The following is a 14,931-nucleotide window of genomic DNA, read 5'->3' as shown; positions in this document are numbered from 1 at the left end:
ATATTCAGGGGTTGAGTGCATAGCACTCAACCCCTTTTTTCTATCTATTGTTTACCAAGCAGATGTAAGAAGTGAATATGCTTTTCATACTGGTCAAGAATATCATGGATGATCTGTTCTTTTGCCCAGCCCATCACATCATAGTCCTGCCCGCCTTCTTTCAAGTGAATTTCAGCTCGGTAATATCGCTGCTCTTCACTTTTTTCTTCATCATTTTCCGTACCCATGCCAGATAACGCAAAGGATGGTTGAATGTAGTAACGTAGGCGAACTTCGTATAAAAAGTTCATATCGTCGCCTAAATCTACCTCAAAGCCGATACGGTCATCTTTGTCAGTATGAATATGGCAAACAGTGCCTTGCTTGGCTAATTCCTCTGACACCATCTCCATCGATGGTTTTACGGACTCGTCCATAAAGCGTTTTACATGTGCGCGTTTCGGGAAATAGACAATATTACGCAAACGGCGCTGCCATGGGATTGGATTACGGCTAGCCGTTGGTGCGATGGTGGCTAATTGCTGGCTATCTCGTTTATAGGCATCGACTCGTAGCGCTTTAAATAACCCATAAATAGAAATTAATAATACGATAGCAAATGGCAGAGCGCTGGCAATGGTTAAGGTTTGCAGTGCTTGTAAACCACCAGCCAGTAGCATAGTGATGGCGACAACACCCATTAAACCAGCCCAGAAAATACGTTGCCAAATTGGGGTATCGGAATCACCGCCTGAAGCTAAAGTATCAACCACCATTGCACCTGAGTCAGCGGAGGTAACGAAGAATACCACCACCATCAACATCGCAAAAAATGACAGTACGGTAGAGAATGGAAAGTAAGTTAAAAATTCAAATAGCGCGAGGGAAACATTGGATTGAACAGTTTCGGCTAAGCGAGTTGCACCTTGATTTTTAATTAAATCAATTGCGGTATTTCCAAAGAATGTCATCCACATTAGGGTAAAACCTGCTGGGACAAACAGTACGCCAGTGACAAACTCTCGGATTGTACGACCACGGGAAATACGTGCGATAAACATCCCGACAAATGGTGACCATGATAACCACCACCCCCAATACAGTAGCGTCCATCCCCCTAGCCAGTCGCTCGATTTGGGTTCGTAGGCATATAGATTGAATGTCTTACTGACAATCTCAGAAAGGTATCCCCCCGTATTCTCGACGAATGACTTTAGCAGCAACACGGTAGGACCTAAGATCACAATAAGCAGTAATAATAAGAATGCTAATCCAAGGTTAAGCTCCGATAGAATGCGGATCCCTTTATCCAAACCGGAAACGACTGACAGGGTAGCTAAGGCGGTAAATGTAATGATCAAGCCAACTTGAACTGTCGTATTTACTGGTAAGCCAAACAGATGGTTCATTCCCGCATTAACTTGCAGTACCCCAAAACCTAATGAAGTGGCGACACCAAATACAGTTCCTACTACAGCAAACACATCGACGGCATGACCAATAGGGCCGTAGATCCGGTCACCAATAATTGGGTAGAGCGCCGAGCGCAAGGTTAGCGGTAATCCGTGGCGGTAGCTGAAAAATGCCAGTATTAATGCGACGATGGCGTAGATCGCCCAAGCATGTAACCCCCAATGGAAGAATGTGAGGCGCATGGCTTCTTTTGCCGCTTCAATGGTCTCTGGTGTGCCCACAGGAGGATTGAGGTAATGCATGACGGGTTCTGCAACTCCGAAGAACATCAATCCAATGCCCATTCCGGCAGAGAACAGCATGGCAAACCATGACACATAGCTAAAATTAGGTTGGGCGTGATCCGGACCGAGCTTTATTTGTCCATAACGTGAGAGTCCCAGATAAGTCACACTCAGCAAAATGATTGCTACAGCGAGAATATAGAACCAACTGGCGTTGTTAAATAGATTCTTTTGAAGATGACTTAGATGGGATTCTGCCATTTCTGGCATTAGAGCAGCAAAACCGACGATAAGTAGGATAATTAATGCTGAGCTATAAAACACCGGGGGACTGATTTTTGTACGTACTTTTTTAGTTTCAGTAACGTTTTGACTCATAACGACCTTCTTGGTTTTTATTTTATTTTTGCATACCAATCACATAGAGGTATACGGCGATCTATCCTTCTGAATGAAACAATAGGTTATTGCGAAAGGGTTTCTGGTGAGAAACGGGGTAGAAAACACAATAAAATACATCAAATCGTGGCGCTGAAAATGTTAGTTTTTGACTAAATTATCAACTGAAATTTATGAAAGTTATCTCCCTTATATTCTTATTATAGATAAAAAATGATGGGCTATACTGCCATGATGGGCATCAATGATCAACCCAAGGAGAAAAGGGGGATATATTTAAAGTTAAAATATCATGTTATTTATCATGTGATTGCAACAAAAATGTAGTAAATATTGAGGTCGGTAATATGAAGTAAATCAGATAAGTAAAATTCACAGTTATGTCTGTAAAAATTGATAACAATTCAACGATCTATAAAGGTTGTTGAAGGTAAATATCTGCCATCGTTTAGGGGGATAAATAAGGCGATTTATTAGGATCTACCAAGAGGGTGAATTTTACCATTCCTCACTCACCTTTTTTAGTTAACTTGCCGTCATCATCATATTGCTCAATGATGCTCTCAAAAACACGATTATTCATCGTGGTTAGTATATAAACGTCCCTTGTTTTCACTATGATTTTTCTTAATGCCGAGGCCTTCATAAACGAGATAACTTTTGTGATTAAAATGGTTTTTATTTCGATACGTATAATTGATTAATTCTTAGAAAGGAAAATGTTATTTTATCTTCAGTGAAACATGACTAAAGGGATAATTTTACTCCCTTTAGCCATGATTATTTTTATTTATTCAGTAATAAAAAATTTAAGCGCTTTGACGGGTGGCCGCTAAAACAATTTCACGGATACACACACTTTGAGGTTGGGAGTAAGCAAATAGGATTGCATTTGCCACATCTTCTGGAGATAACACTTTGCCACCCATATCTTGTTTCCAAGATTGGTAACCAGCTTTAATATCATTGTTGGTTGTATGGCTTAAAAGTTCAGTCTCTACAGCTCCGGGAGCAATGACGACAACTCTGACATTATGGGGAGAAAGTTCCTCTCGTAAGTTTTCGGATAACCCATGTACCGCAAATTTTGTTCCCACATAAGCTACATGGTTTGGGAATGTTTTACGCCCAGCGACAGAACTGATATTAATAATCGTGCCTGCATTACGTTTAATCATGCCATCGGTGACGGCATGAATTCCATTCAAAAGTCCCTTAACATTCACATCTAACATTTGTGTCCATTCATCAGGATTTTGATTCTCAATATTACCAAGTAGCATAATACCGGCATTATTGATGATGGCATCGACGGGACCAAATTGTTGCTCAGCCTCTTTCACCGCAGCTTGAAATGATTGACGATCGGTGACATCAACGGCTCGGCATAATGTATTGGGTAAATTAAGCGCTTCCATTAATTCAACACGACGGGCTAATAACAGTAATGCGTGACCTCGCTCAGAAAGTAACTTTGCAGTAGCTTGACCAATACCCGAACTTGCACCGGTAATCACGACGAGGGGTTTGCTATTATTCATGTTCATTTTTTTACCTATAGATATAATTGATGTGTATACTTTAAAATCGAATTAAAACGAAAAAAAATAGTTTATTTTTCTTACAGGCATAAAAAATATCTATGGATAAGCGACAACTGAGAGCATTTATTTGTGTATTTGAAGAGCGGAATATTACACATGCCGCTGAATTGTTGCATGTCACACAACCTGCATTATCCTCAACCATTAAAGCACTTGAAGATGAACTGGATACGCAACTGTTTATCCGTAAGCCTAGAGGCGTGGATGTCACTGAGCATGCGCGGATGTTGTACCCCCATGCTTGTCGAATGATTAATGATATGGATGTGCTTGCCTCGCGTTTTTCAAAACGTCAAAGCCAAACCGAGTTAACGATCGGTATTGAACAAGATATACCATCCTCTTGCTTAAGCTACCTTTTAGCGACAATACAACATAATTTAGACAATGTTCAATTAACGTTAGACCCAGGTTGCACGGGAAATATTCGTTTAGGATGTGAAAGTTTACGCTGCGAGGATGAATTATTTATTACGCTTTTTGATGATACTTATGCGCTTGCTTATCCCGTTGACCATCCTATCTCTCAAATAGACGAATTAACGTTAGCGCATCTTTATAATCAGAATTGGATTTTGTACCCAGAATCCAATTTTCACCAACGGTTTCAATTATTTTATGATTCATCAGTGGGTGGGAATAATACCAATGCGGGGTCATTTTCTTTAGCGTTAGATCTCGTTGAGGCGGGTTTTGGCTTAACGATAGCGCCATCTTTACTGATTAAATCCCGTTGTCATTTAGCGTCTCGACAACTGCCCAGTTATCCTTTGCCTCATAGAATCGGTATTTGCTATACCATCCAAGCATTAGAAAATTATGGATTATCGCAATTATTGAGTGTTTTAAATAAAAGTGTGTAGCAATAAATTCATATAAATAACGTGCAAGTGAATACTCACTTGCACGTGGGATTAATAACTATTTTTTTAGATCATCGTACAGCATCAGCGATGATTTATTTTCAGGATCACCAATCCAGCGAGGTTGTGGCTGGTAATCTTTATTAATCAAGCTTTTCTGTGGTTCAAATCCCGTGTAATTCAGACCCGATAAGTCAGACCATGTATAGATAAAATCCATAGTGCTATATGGGCGGTCGGCTTTATCTTTTAGATCAAACTGATGACTTTGCAGCCATTCTGGAGACTGCCAAATAAAGAACGGAATGTTATACATCACCTTACTTGGCTTGCCCTCACTACGGCCTAACATCTCATGAGGTGGCGTGTCGTAGACATCTTCGCCATGGTCAGAGAAAAAGACCAAGAAACCATTTTCTTTCGATGCATCAAAATCTTTGATCAATGAAGAAACGACATAGTCATTATAATGTTGAGCATTGTCGTAAGCATTGTAGTCTTTGATTTGGTCATCTTTTAAGTTTGCAGGTACCGGGCTATTTTTATCGCTAAATATCGCTTTGTTTTCAGGATAACGGAACTCGTAACGCATATGGGTTCCTAGCAGGTGCACGACAATAAATTTCTTCTCAGCCGGGTCAGCAAGCGCTTCTTTAAATGGGTCTAATACCACGTCATCATAGATACGTGAGCTTTGAGCCATGTCGTTATTCAAATAATATTGCTTATCTGTTTGACGAGAAAACGCGGTCAGCAAGGTATTACGCTCAGTCATCGTTTGCTGGTTGGTGATCCAGAATGTTTTAAAGCCCGCTTGCTTCATCATGTTCATGATAGAAGGGCGAGAGTTAAAGAGTTCTGGCTCAGTTTGCGAGGCAAACGTGAGGATTTGTTGTAAAGCTTCGATGGTATAAGGGCGCGATGTGACCACATCATTAAACACGGCTAGATTATCAGGATATTCTTTTTCTAACTGATCCAATTCGGGTGTGGTTGGGCGCGAATAACCATACAAACTCATTCTGTCACGGCTGGTGGATTCACCGATGACCAGAACAAATGTTCTTGGGGTATTGCCATTCACATCGACAAAGTTTTCAAGTGGTGGAATTTTGCTGTTATCACGAATCAACTCTTCCATATTGGCGAGTTGGTTTTTATAAAGAAAGTAACCACTCACAAACTGCCATGGTGCGGCATACGCGAGCTTACTGTTAACGTAAGAAACTACGTTCTCGAAAGGGCGCTGCTGTTTGATAGCTTTATTGTAATAAGGAACGCCAAACAAGATAGTCAACACTAACGCAGAGACAATCACGCGGGCTGGCACGGGTAGCGTGACGGGTTTTAAACGGGTCCATAAAAGTATTGCGCCAAGGGTGTAAACCAAGATGACGGCAACCACCTTAAAGCTCAGATATTGTTTGAGGAACTCTCCTGCTTCGTTGGTGTTGGTTTCGAACATCACAAACATCACGCTTTGGGATAATTGATGCCCATAGACCACGAAGTAGGCAAGAGCGATGACGGAAGAAAGCCAAAGCACAATCCCGATTAACCCAGCTACAAGTTTAATTTTTCGCGGGAAAAACAGGGCAGGAACTAGCCATAAGGAGCTATAAAGTAAAGAATCTCTTAACCCGATGGTGTTACTTTGCCCAGTCACCACGACATAGAGTTGTAATAGAGATGAAAAATACCAGAAGTAAATTAGTAGCCAGAATAAGGATAACCAGCTGAACTTACCTGTTTTTATCGAATTAACCATAAATTTTTTAGCTCTTAATTATTCGTTTCGTTAAGTAACAGTCAAAACATAGTCTAAAAATCGTTTTTTAGATAGAAAGGACGAGTTTAAGTTCAAAAATAGTTTAAAAATGGATAAGGCTATGACGTTAGTTAATCTAACTTATTATTTATAAATGTTTTTTAAATGACATTCTAATTTGGTAAAGATGGATAAAATATGACAATAATGCGCTGAAAAATGATGTTTTTTGATGATGATTTTTCATTTATTGCATAAGCAATGGAATTGATATTATTCTTTGTTAATCTAAGTGCTAGAAAATACTTATGGGCGGTTTAATTGATGAGTGACTCAAACGATGCTAGATAATTCCTTTGTGGCTTTTTTGAAATCCTCTTTAGCCGTGAGAATTCTAATTTCAGTACTCATCATTATTGATGGGGCCATGATTTTAAAACCAATATTAAGTGCTTATACCGACTATATCGATTGGCGTCAGAGTGGCTTTACCGAATGGTTAAAATCCTTAGGCTTTATGAAGCTATTGGATATTCCTCGTTTTTTGTTAGGCATTTCCTTAATTTTCCTATCGCTATTTATGATCAATGGTGCGCGTATTGCATGGGCTTTTGCATTATTACTTCTCGCGATTATTGCGTTTGTTGATCTTAAAGTTGCAGAAGAACATGTGCGTCAAGGCTATTTCTCGCTTGGCTTATGTGCGGCACTGGTTATTTTTTGGAAGCTGTATCCACACCATAGCTTAAGCAGTGCGGGGTTTGTTGCCGTCACCTGTATTATCGCATTATTACTCTACTCAATTTTTGGCACGCTCTATATTGGCAATGAATTTCTACCTGTGGTGAAGGATGGCACAACCGCGTTTTACTTCGCATTAGTGTGTATGACGACGGTAGGGTTTGGGGATATTGTTCCTGTCACTGTTGATGCACGTGTTTTTACGGTTACGGTGATTATTTTAGGGATCACGATCTTTACCACGTCAGTGGTGTATGTGGTTGGGGTATTGGCTAAAGGGACGAAAGAGATTGTCCGGAAGAGGTTTTCGTATATGAAAAATCATTATGTTGTGATTGGTAGCACGCCGATGGCAGTTAACTTGTACCAAGCGCTGAAAAAGCGAGAATTGCCTGTTGCTGTCATTTGCCAAGAGAGTCACCGTAGCCATTACCCAGAAAAAGACAATATTGTGGCGGGAGATCCGACAGATTCTGCATTGTTGGCAGAAACAAATGTGAGACAAGCCAAATGTGTCCTGATCATGACGGACAGTGACTCCCTGAGCACATTTGCTTTATTGGGCGTCAAATCATTAATGGACAGTAAAAGTGACACGAAAACCGTGGTGCTAGTAAATCAAGAAAGTAATATGGATAAAATTCGTTTACTTCATCCTGATATGCTGTTTTCGCTCTCATCATTAGGTTCTGAAGTTTTGATGCAAGTGCTTTGCGGTGAAACAATTTCTAACGACAGTATCAGTGATATGCTGCTGAATAAAATTACCAAAAGCTAACCATTAGATTGATGTAAAAAGGAAATCTGACTTATGCTGAGTGCAGCGAAAATCACTTGCCATCGACAAAATAGAACGTTATTCCAGCATTTGGATTTCTCTGTTTTGCCAAGTCAGATTTTACAAGTTGAAGGTCCTAACGGTGCGGGGAAAACCACCTTATTGCGAATGATGGCGGGGTTATTAAAGCCTGATGAAGGCGAGATCCTCTGGGAAAATCAATCAATAGATAAGCTTAAAGAAGAATTTACCCGTCATCTACTCTACTTAGGGCACAAGCCCGCCGTAAAATCGTTGCTAACGCCCTATGAAAACCTCAAATTCTATTACCAGATGCACCACAAAGATTCTGAAGGCGAAAAAATCTGGGCCGCATTAGAGGAGGTTTCACTCATTGGGTATGAAGATATTCCTGTGGGGCAGTTATCTGCGGGACAACAACGGCGGGTCAATCTTGCCAGACTGTGGCTAAGTGAAGCGCCTTTATGGATTTTAGATGAGCCATTTACTGCCATTGATGTGGCGGGAGTTAATCGTTTAACCGAGCGTTTTCACCAGCATGCTCAACAGGGCGGCATGATTTTATTTACCTCCCACCAAGCAATGTCTGGGCATTTTGGCACATTAAAACTGACAGGCGGGTACGAGTGATGTTTGGGTTATTAATTAAAAGAGAGCTCAAAATTGCCTTCAGAAGTTTTTCTGAATTGGTTAACCCGCTATGGTTTTTTTTGATCGTGATTACATTGTTCCCGCTGAGCATCGGACCTGAACCTCAATTATTGGCGCGTATTTCTGTGGGGATTTTTTGGGTTGCAGCGATTTTATCTTCGCTCCTTTCATTGGAGCGTCTGTTTAAAGATGATTATCTTGATGGCTCGTTAGAGCAGCTATTACTGGCTCCTCATCCACTTTTTGTTACGGTACTGGCCAAGGTGATTTCTCATTGGTTAGTGACTGGATTGCCGTTGGTGTTACTTTCCCCTGTTGCTGCCATCATGCTGTCAATAGATGGGGATACCTTGTTGGTGTTAGCGGGGACATTATTATTGGGAACGCCGGTATTAAGTTTTATTGGCGCGATTGGCGCTGCATTGACTGTATCGTTAAAAAAAGGCGGGGTGCTTGTCAGCCTATTAGTCCTACCTCTCTATATTCCTGTGTTGATATATGCTACCGGAACCATGGAGGCCTACAGTTTTAATATGCCACTTGGCGGTTATTTTGCCATTCTCGGCGCACTTTTTGCCGCAAGTATCACCTTTTCACCGTTGGCAATTGCTGCTGCATTGAAGATTAATGTGAGTAATAGTTAATTGCTCCGTTTCTTAGACACATAGAAAGCGCATAACGATGTTAATCCTGATAGTAGAAGGTTTATTGATAGGCTGTTTGCTTGGCTTAACGGGAGCTGGAGGCGGCATTTTGGCAGTCCCTGCGCTGATGACGAGCCAAGGATGGAGTGTTGCTCAAGCTGCTCCCGTGGGGCTATTAGCTATAACGTTAGCGGCATTTGTTGGTGTAGTTCAAGGTCTTATTCAAGGTCACATTCGTTATAAAGCGGCCATTTGGATTGCATTAGTCAGTATTCCCAGTGCGAAATATGGGGTGTATTTAGCGAATATCATCTCGCCTCAATGGCTCACATTGGCTTTTAGCTTGGTGATGTGTGTAGTCGCTTACCGGACCCTTTTTAAGTCAGTGAGTGATAGTGATAATGCCCTGTGCAAAATAAACCAGCAAACAGGACGCTTTATTTGGAATTTTAAAACAGCGTCTATTCTAGGAGGAGTTGGGATTATTGCTGGGTTGCTGACTGGACTTTTAGGGGTTGGTGGGGGATTTGTGATTGTTCCCGCATTAAGAAAACTAACCAATTTAAATATCAAAAGTATCGTTGCTACATCACTGATGGTTATTTTTCTGATTGGTGGCATCAGTATTTCGATTAATTTGTTAAATGGCTTCGAATACCCTCTCGATATTAGCGCTACGTTTATTTTATCCTGTGTTGTCGGTTTGATTATTGGCCGCATCATGATTCATTATATCTCGGCACTGCGGATCCAAATTCTATTTGGTATTTTAGTGATGCTGGTGGCGGCATATCTCCTGTACTCTTTTATCTCCTTTGTTGTTGTTAACGGAATTCCCCATCTCTTTTAATTGTTTTTTTCTATCTCAAATAAATCACGTCTGATTTTTCGTATTTGCTACTATTCCGATTGAATAAAACACCCTATTTATATAGCGTGGCTTAAGATCACAGGGAAATGCATTATTCTTAATAAAAGGTATCGTTATGACAACCACCGTTATTGTTATTCTGCTGGTATTAATTGTTATTTTTGTTGGTTGGGGAATTTCTATTTATAACCGATTGATTAGTGCGAAAAATCAAGTCAGTAACCAGTTCGCTAATATTGACGTTATTCTAAAACAACGTGCAGACCAAATTCCTCAATTAGTGGCTGTAGCTGAAAAAGCCATGGAACATGAAAAAACATTATTTACGTCATTGAGTGATGCACGCCAACACTATTTCAATGCTCAGGATGTGAATGAAAAAATTGCGGCATCCAATGAAATGGGGCGAGCTTTAAAAGGGCTGATTGCTGTTGCGGAAAATTATCCTACATTGATTTCGGGTGAGCAATTCACTCAGTTACAAATCGCGCTCAGTGAAGTGGAAGATAAAATTGCCCAGCGCCGTGAAGGCTTCAATGATGCCACTACAGAATATAATACCGCCATTCAAATGTTCCCTGACAGCCTCATTGCGAACGCTTTCAATTTTACCTCATTACCATTACTTGAAATTTCAGAAGATGAAAAAAAATATGATGGTATTCAATTCAAATAATGTGATGAATTTAGGGTGTAAGGCGTAAATATGTATTACATTCTCGGTGCGGTATTTGGTTTTATTTTGTTTTATTTAGACCTAAAGCTCTCTAAAAAGCCAAGAACAAATTGGGGCGTTATCCCATTTGCGGGTATTGCGGTAGGAACATGGGAGCAACTTTCTCCCTCCGCAGGTGATTATGAGAAATATGTTTATTTAGGCATTGCTCTGATCATTTCTTTCGTGGTGATCCGTGTCATCGTTAGAGTAAGTCGTGAAGCTAATGTGCGTTACCAACGACTACAGAATGAAGGCTCATCTAAATTTACTGCGTTGTTAAAAGTCATTGTAGGTTCGTTATTGGCCACCTGCTTAGCGGTGGGCTTCTTTATTGATATGCGGATATTTTTTGGGGCTTTTGTTCTAGTTTTTATTTTCAATATAATTGAAAATACGCCCAAAAAGCGCTTTTTAAAATTTCAAAAGAGTTTAGCGACGTCAAAAATTCGCTCAATGGCAATGGGATTAGTGGAAGTCGAAGGGCAAATAACCCAAGGAACTGAAATCAAAAGTCGCTTAGGTAAGCGTAGCTGTTATGGTTCTTTTTATTATGAATACTCCATATCGAAAGATAAAGACGGCAAAAAAAGTTATACCCTCCAAGATAGCAAAGTGAGTTTGAACGATTTTACGATTACAGACGATACAGGTTCGGCGAAAGTCATTTGTGACCCTGATTATTTTGTTCATGCAGGCTTAACACCACACATGGATTTTGAGCAAGGCAATCGTCGTTATAAAGAGATTTTAATTGAAGGTAATGTTAGCTATTTATTAATTGGCTCAGTAGACAGTGAAAATGGTCAACGGATCATCACCCGCAAACCACCGCACTTATTATTAGGTATTTCCCCGTCAGAGTATGTCACTCGTTGGAATAAAACCGCCCCCATGCGTAAGAATCTAGGAATAACAGCAATCATTGCGGCTATTTTGATTGTAGTTATTTTAATGACCCCCTCCAGTTATCAAGATGGTTTCCTGACTTTACATTTTAATCAAATTTCCCTGTTTGGTAGCGAATAATATGAACGCTCTTATTTTTTTGATTTTTATTGGCGTCATTGGCATGATTTTGATCCGCTATATTGTGGGGATCTATAACAATATTATTTTCTTAAAAAATAACTGTGACAAAGCGTTTGCCAATATTGATGTACTCTTGAAAAAGCAAGCCGACTTAATGCCATCATTGACGATCGTTGCTGAGGTGGCAATGGCACATGAAAAAGCATTGATCAATGAGTTACTGGAAAGCCGCCAACAATATTTATCAACGAATCAACTTGATATTAAAGTTGATTCGGCAAACCAGTTACACTCACGTCTTAAACCTATGTTGGCCATTGCTGAGAATTATCCTCAGTTAATTAGCAAACAGGCGCTGTTGGCTTTGCAAACAACAGCAAAACAAATTGAAAATCAAATCGCAGATCGTCGTGAATTTTTTAACCAAACAGTGACGTTATACAATACAGATATTCGTATTTTCCCCAATGTCATTTTTACTGTGCTGTGCCGATTTAACGATATTCCGTTGCTCTACCCTCAGCAGGAGTTCAAGTCATGATTACAATCCCCTTTTCTTTATTTGGTTTTACCGATTGGCTGCTCTACAGAGGGGAAGGTGGGTTGGTGATCATGTTCGCTACCTTTGGCATGATCCCCGCCGGTATTGTCGTTGCTTTGGTTATGAGAGCTATTGGGCTGAAAAATTATATTGCACCAGTGGCATTCGGTATGATGAGCTCGATGTTTGTCAGTATGATCGTGATGATCCCGATGCTATTGATGTTTGGTTTGAGTGATATCCCAAAGGCGATACTTATTTGGATGGTGGTAGTGGTTAGCTGCATTATATTTTTTCTAGTAAATATAAATTACATAGATATATGGAATTCAAGTCTAGAGGGTAAAGAGTTAAAAAATTCAATAAAATCAAAAAAAAATAAAGCGAAGTAATCTCATGGCTTACCCGTATTTAGAGTAGAGTGAATAAAATTTGTAGATATCGTATTTTTAAAGATGAATTATTACTTGCAGATATTTTTATATCTTAAATCAATAAGCCATATGTTAACTCGTAGGATAATTCTTATATTATGGGATTGCCTCAAGGGGGCGTTCGGCTCGAAAAAATGATATGACCTACGATATCTCACCACAAAGGGTTGCATAAGATAATGCTGTTTGTAATAAAATAATAGCACGCTGATAACGCCTTACACTGTATGAGTGTAAATTTTTGGTGTTAATCTAGGTATTATATAACTAAATTGTGTGAGTTTTGTATAGATACTGTCTATGTATGTTGGTTTTGGATAGTTTTTCTTTTATTTAACTTTATAATATCTACAGAAAATTTTATTTAAGTCTTTTTTTATGTAAATATAATAATCACCGATTAAACTCCATAGTGGTGTGAAATTGTAAATAACCACCACTATACGCAAGTTAAGAGTATTTTCGATATAAAAATCTAATTTTTAGCTCATTTTGCGAATAGTTTGGTTTAATATATATTAATTACGTGGCTGTGAAATCAAAGTTGTACTTATTTTATTGTTTTCTATAGTGAAATAAAATGAAACAATTTGTCATGATTTGTTATTTTTAATAACCATATAAATTGGACTGATTTAAATTATAAAAATACATGCTTATAATAGCCTCATCGAATTAATTGGTCCGATAAAATTTATTGGCATTTAATCGATATTAAAAACAAACAATTTATTACTGAGTAATTAACTCATTTTCTTATTAAATATTTTAATAGGAGGGTTTTGTTTGTTTAAATATTATTTTTATTATATAGGGTTTAATCCATGTTCAAGAAAACAGTAATTGCACTATCTTTAGTTTCTTTATCAGGTGCGGCATTAGCGGCTGCACCGGTAGCTAATTTGAAAGTCACGGGAACAATCACGCCTCCAACTTGTACTATTAAGGGTCAAAACTCTGTTGATATTGAATATGTTTTCGATGTCTCTCCGGGAATGTTCCCTGTGTCAGGTAACTTAGCTCTTGAGCCAAAAACAAATAGCATTGAAGTTATTTGTGATGCTGCAACGTATTTAACATTCACCTCAACAGATAATCGTGCCAGCTCTGTATTAACCGAGAGTATTTATAACTTCGGATTAGGTTTATTTGATACAGATAAAAAAGTCGGTTTTTATACGATTAATATGAAAAATGCGACGGTAAAACAAGATTCAACAAGTACAGCTCAAAGTGTTGGTATTTCCAATGGAGCAACCTATGGAACTACTATGTTTGCAGATAAGACTAAAAAATTAGCTTGGGCAACAGCGGCGAGTACTTTAAAAGCTGGACAAGTATTTACTGCAGATTTGGATGTTAGACCAACTCTCAGTGCTGCACTAAAAACCAGTTCAGGTGATGCTCATTTAGATGGTTATGCAACGTTAGCATTCGCGTTCTCTCTTTAATATAAATGTGAAATGAATAGGTATAATTTTATATCTATTCATTATGGATGATTATAATGATTCAAAAAATAAAATTACTAATATTATCATCGATATTTGTATCGCCATGGATAATGGCAAATACCTCTGCAAATATAAAAATTACTGGTGATATTAAGCAACCAACCTGTTTAGTTAATGGTAATAAACAGTCTGATGTTATCTTTGAGCTTGCAGATATATCTCCAAAAGATTTGAATCAAACTTCATATATTTCATTGAAATCTAATGTCAGTAAAAATGTCACGGTTTCATGTGACGCAGAAACCTATTTAACATATAGAGCAGTCGATACATATATGAATACACCGTGGCCAGCATTTGTGAGTCCTGACTATTTTAATATGGTTTTATCGGATAATTCGAACAAATCAGTAGGTTTAGTTCTGTTTAGTACATCAGATGTTACTATTGACTCAAAGCCAGCATTTATTGCCAGAGATGGAGTAACGGCAAACAATACGGTTGTCAGGAAAAATATCTTAAATGGTTGGGCAACTAAAGATTCAACGGTATTTGCCAACAGGCTAACTGCGGGGAAAATATTTTCAGCTAATTTTACTGCGGCTGGTGGTTATCTAAGCTCTATTAATCAATTTAATACGGATGGTATTGATTTATCTTCTAAAGTTAATTATCAGGCAGAGGTTGTGCTAGCTTTTAACTTCGGTATTTGATTTTTTGAACATAGTTATTGATTGAG

General features: G+C 38.8%; 14 protein-coding genes. 11 read left to right on the top strand and 3 right to left on the bottom strand.

Annotation, left to right across the window (positions count from 1 at the left end):
* Window positions 1-44 precede the first annotated feature (44 nt).
* Complete coding sequence (locus PR761_RS07445; RefSeq protein WP_039855579.1) at window positions 45-2,054, bottom strand: BCCT family transporter; 2,010 nt, start codon at window positions 2,052-2,054, stop codon at window positions 45-47.
* Between the two features lie 830 nt (window positions 2,055-2,884).
* Window positions 2,885-3,622 carry an SDR family oxidoreductase gene (locus tag PR761_RS07440; protein WP_006815700.1) on the bottom strand — a complete coding sequence of 246 codons (738 nt, stop codon included), beginning with the start codon at window positions 3,620-3,622 and terminating at the stop codon, window positions 2,885-2,887.
* A 95-nt stretch (window positions 3,623-3,717) separates the two neighbouring features.
* Between PR761_RS07440 and PR761_RS07435 the strand changes: the two genes are divergently transcribed.
* Window positions 3,718-4,542, top strand: a complete 825-nt coding sequence (locus tag PR761_RS07435) for a LysR family transcriptional regulator (RefSeq protein ID WP_154611253.1) — start codon at window positions 3,718-3,720, stop codon at window positions 4,540-4,542.
* A 58-nt stretch (window positions 4,543-4,600) separates the two neighbouring features.
* Here the strand turns inward: PR761_RS07435 and cptA are convergent, their stop codons facing one another.
* A complete protein-coding gene (cptA, locus tag PR761_RS07430) occupies window positions 4,601-6,310 on the bottom strand; it encodes a phosphoethanolamine transferase CptA (protein ID WP_006815698.1) in 1,710 nt (569 codons plus the stop codon).
* A gap of 340 nt (window positions 6,311-6,650) precedes the next feature.
* On the opposite strand from cptA, the gene PR761_RS07425 reads away from it, so the two are divergent.
* The 10 genes from PR761_RS07425 (at window position 6,651) to PR761_RS07380 (ending at window position 14,905) form a co-directional block, all read left to right on the top strand.
* Window positions 6,651-7,829: an ion channel gene (locus PR761_RS07425; protein WP_006815697.1), complete on the top strand. Its 1,179-nt coding sequence runs from the start codon at window positions 6,651-6,653 to the stop codon at window positions 7,827-7,829.
* Between the two features lie 33 nt (window positions 7,830-7,862).
* Window positions 7,863-8,480, top strand: coding sequence for a cytochrome c biogenesis heme-transporting ATPase CcmA (ccmA, locus tag PR761_RS07420; RefSeq protein ID WP_006815696.1), 618 nt, complete (start codon window positions 7,863-7,865; stop codon window positions 8,478-8,480).
* The gene (gene ccmB / locus PR761_RS07415) at window positions 8,480-9,145 is read left to right on the top strand and encodes a heme exporter protein CcmB (protein ID WP_006815695.1); all 666 of its coding nucleotides are present in this window, start codon (window positions 8,480-8,482) and stop codon (window positions 9,143-9,145) included. The genes ccmA and ccmB overlap by 1 nt, the downstream gene beginning before the upstream one ends.
* Before the next feature lie 37 nt (window positions 9,146-9,182).
* A complete protein-coding gene (locus tag PR761_RS07410; RefSeq protein ID WP_154611254.1) occupies window positions 9,183-9,995 on the top strand; it encodes a sulfite exporter TauE/SafE family protein in 813 nt (270 codons plus the stop codon).
* 136 nt (window positions 9,996-10,131) lie between these two features.
* The gene (locus PR761_RS07405) at window positions 10,132-10,692 is read left to right on the top strand and encodes a LemA family protein (RefSeq protein ID WP_006815693.1); all 561 of its coding nucleotides are present in this window, start codon (window positions 10,132-10,134) and stop codon (window positions 10,690-10,692) included.
* Window positions 10,693-10,722: 30 nt separating this feature from the next.
* Window positions 10,723-11,760 carry a hypothetical protein gene (locus tag PR761_RS07400; protein WP_126458938.1) on the top strand — a complete coding sequence of 346 codons (1,038 nt, stop codon included), beginning with the start codon at window positions 10,723-10,725 and terminating at the stop codon, window positions 11,758-11,760.
* A gap of 1 nt (window position 11,761) precedes the next feature.
* Window positions 11,762-12,304, top strand: coding sequence for a LemA family protein (locus tag PR761_RS07395; RefSeq protein WP_115164009.1), 543 nt, complete (start codon window positions 11,762-11,764; stop codon window positions 12,302-12,304).
* Window positions 12,301-12,696 carry a hypothetical protein gene (locus PR761_RS07390; RefSeq protein ID WP_006815690.1) on the top strand — a complete coding sequence of 132 codons (396 nt, stop codon included), beginning with the start codon at window positions 12,301-12,303 and terminating at the stop codon, window positions 12,694-12,696. Before PR761_RS07395 ends, PR761_RS07390 begins: the two co-directional genes overlap by 4 nt.
* Before the next feature lie 866 nt (window positions 12,697-13,562).
* A complete protein-coding gene (locus PR761_RS07385) occupies window positions 13,563-14,189 on the top strand; it encodes a hypothetical protein (protein ID WP_006815689.1) in 627 nt (208 codons plus the stop codon).
* 56 nt (window positions 14,190-14,245) lie between these two features.
* Complete coding sequence (locus PR761_RS07380; protein ID WP_039855575.1) at window positions 14,246-14,905, top strand: hypothetical protein; 660 nt, start codon at window positions 14,246-14,248, stop codon at window positions 14,903-14,905.
* Window positions 14,906-14,931: the final 26 nt, after the last annotated feature.

The organism is Providencia sp. PROV210 (genome assembly GCF_028479445.1).
Classification (GTDB): domain Bacteria; phylum Pseudomonadota; class Gammaproteobacteria; order Enterobacterales; family Enterobacteriaceae; genus Providencia; species Providencia rustigianii.
Note: the sequence above shows the minus strand (reverse complement) of the source record. Positions and strands in the feature narration are given on the sequence as shown.

What these genes read in the sequence shown, in the direction of transcription:
- PR761_RS07445 (WP_039855579.1), bottom strand. Translation starts at nt 2,054, where the DNA reads ATGAGTCAAAACGTTACTGAAACTAAAAAAGTACGTACAAAAATCAGT.
- PR761_RS07440 (WP_006815700.1), bottom strand. Translation starts at nt 3,622, where the DNA reads ATGAACATGAATAATAGCAAACCCCTCGTCGTGATTACCGGTGCAAGT.
- PR761_RS07435 (WP_154611253.1), top strand. Translation starts at nt 3,718, where the DNA reads ATGGATAAGCGACAACTGAGAGCATTTATTTGTGTATTTGAAGAGCGG.
- cptA (WP_006815698.1), bottom strand. Translation starts at nt 6,310, where the DNA reads ATGGTTAATTCGATAAAAACAGGTAAGTTCAGCTGGTTATCCTTATTC.
- PR761_RS07425 (WP_006815697.1), top strand. Translation starts at nt 6,651, where the DNA reads ATGCTAGATAATTCCTTTGTGGCTTTTTTGAAATCCTCTTTAGCCGTG.
- ccmA (WP_006815696.1), top strand. Translation starts at nt 7,863, where the DNA reads ATGCTGAGTGCAGCGAAAATCACTTGCCATCGACAAAATAGAACGTTA.
- ccmB (WP_006815695.1), top strand. Translation starts at nt 8,480, where the DNA reads ATGTTTGGGTTATTAATTAAAAGAGAGCTCAAAATTGCCTTCAGAAGT.
- PR761_RS07410 (WP_154611254.1), top strand. Translation starts at nt 9,183, where the DNA reads ATGTTAATCCTGATAGTAGAAGGTTTATTGATAGGCTGTTTGCTTGGC.
- PR761_RS07405 (WP_006815693.1), top strand. Translation starts at nt 10,132, where the DNA reads ATGACAACCACCGTTATTGTTATTCTGCTGGTATTAATTGTTATTTTT.
- PR761_RS07400 (WP_126458938.1), top strand. Translation starts at nt 10,723, where the DNA reads ATGTATTACATTCTCGGTGCGGTATTTGGTTTTATTTTGTTTTATTTA.
- PR761_RS07395 (WP_115164009.1), top strand. Translation starts at nt 11,762, where the DNA reads ATGAACGCTCTTATTTTTTTGATTTTTATTGGCGTCATTGGCATGATT.
- PR761_RS07390 (WP_006815690.1), top strand. Translation starts at nt 12,301, where the DNA reads ATGATTACAATCCCCTTTTCTTTATTTGGTTTTACCGATTGGCTGCTC.
- PR761_RS07385 (WP_006815689.1), top strand. Translation starts at nt 13,563, where the DNA reads ATGTTCAAGAAAACAGTAATTGCACTATCTTTAGTTTCTTTATCAGGT.
- PR761_RS07380 (WP_039855575.1), top strand. Translation starts at nt 14,246, where the DNA reads ATGATTCAAAAAATAAAATTACTAATATTATCATCGATATTTGTATCG.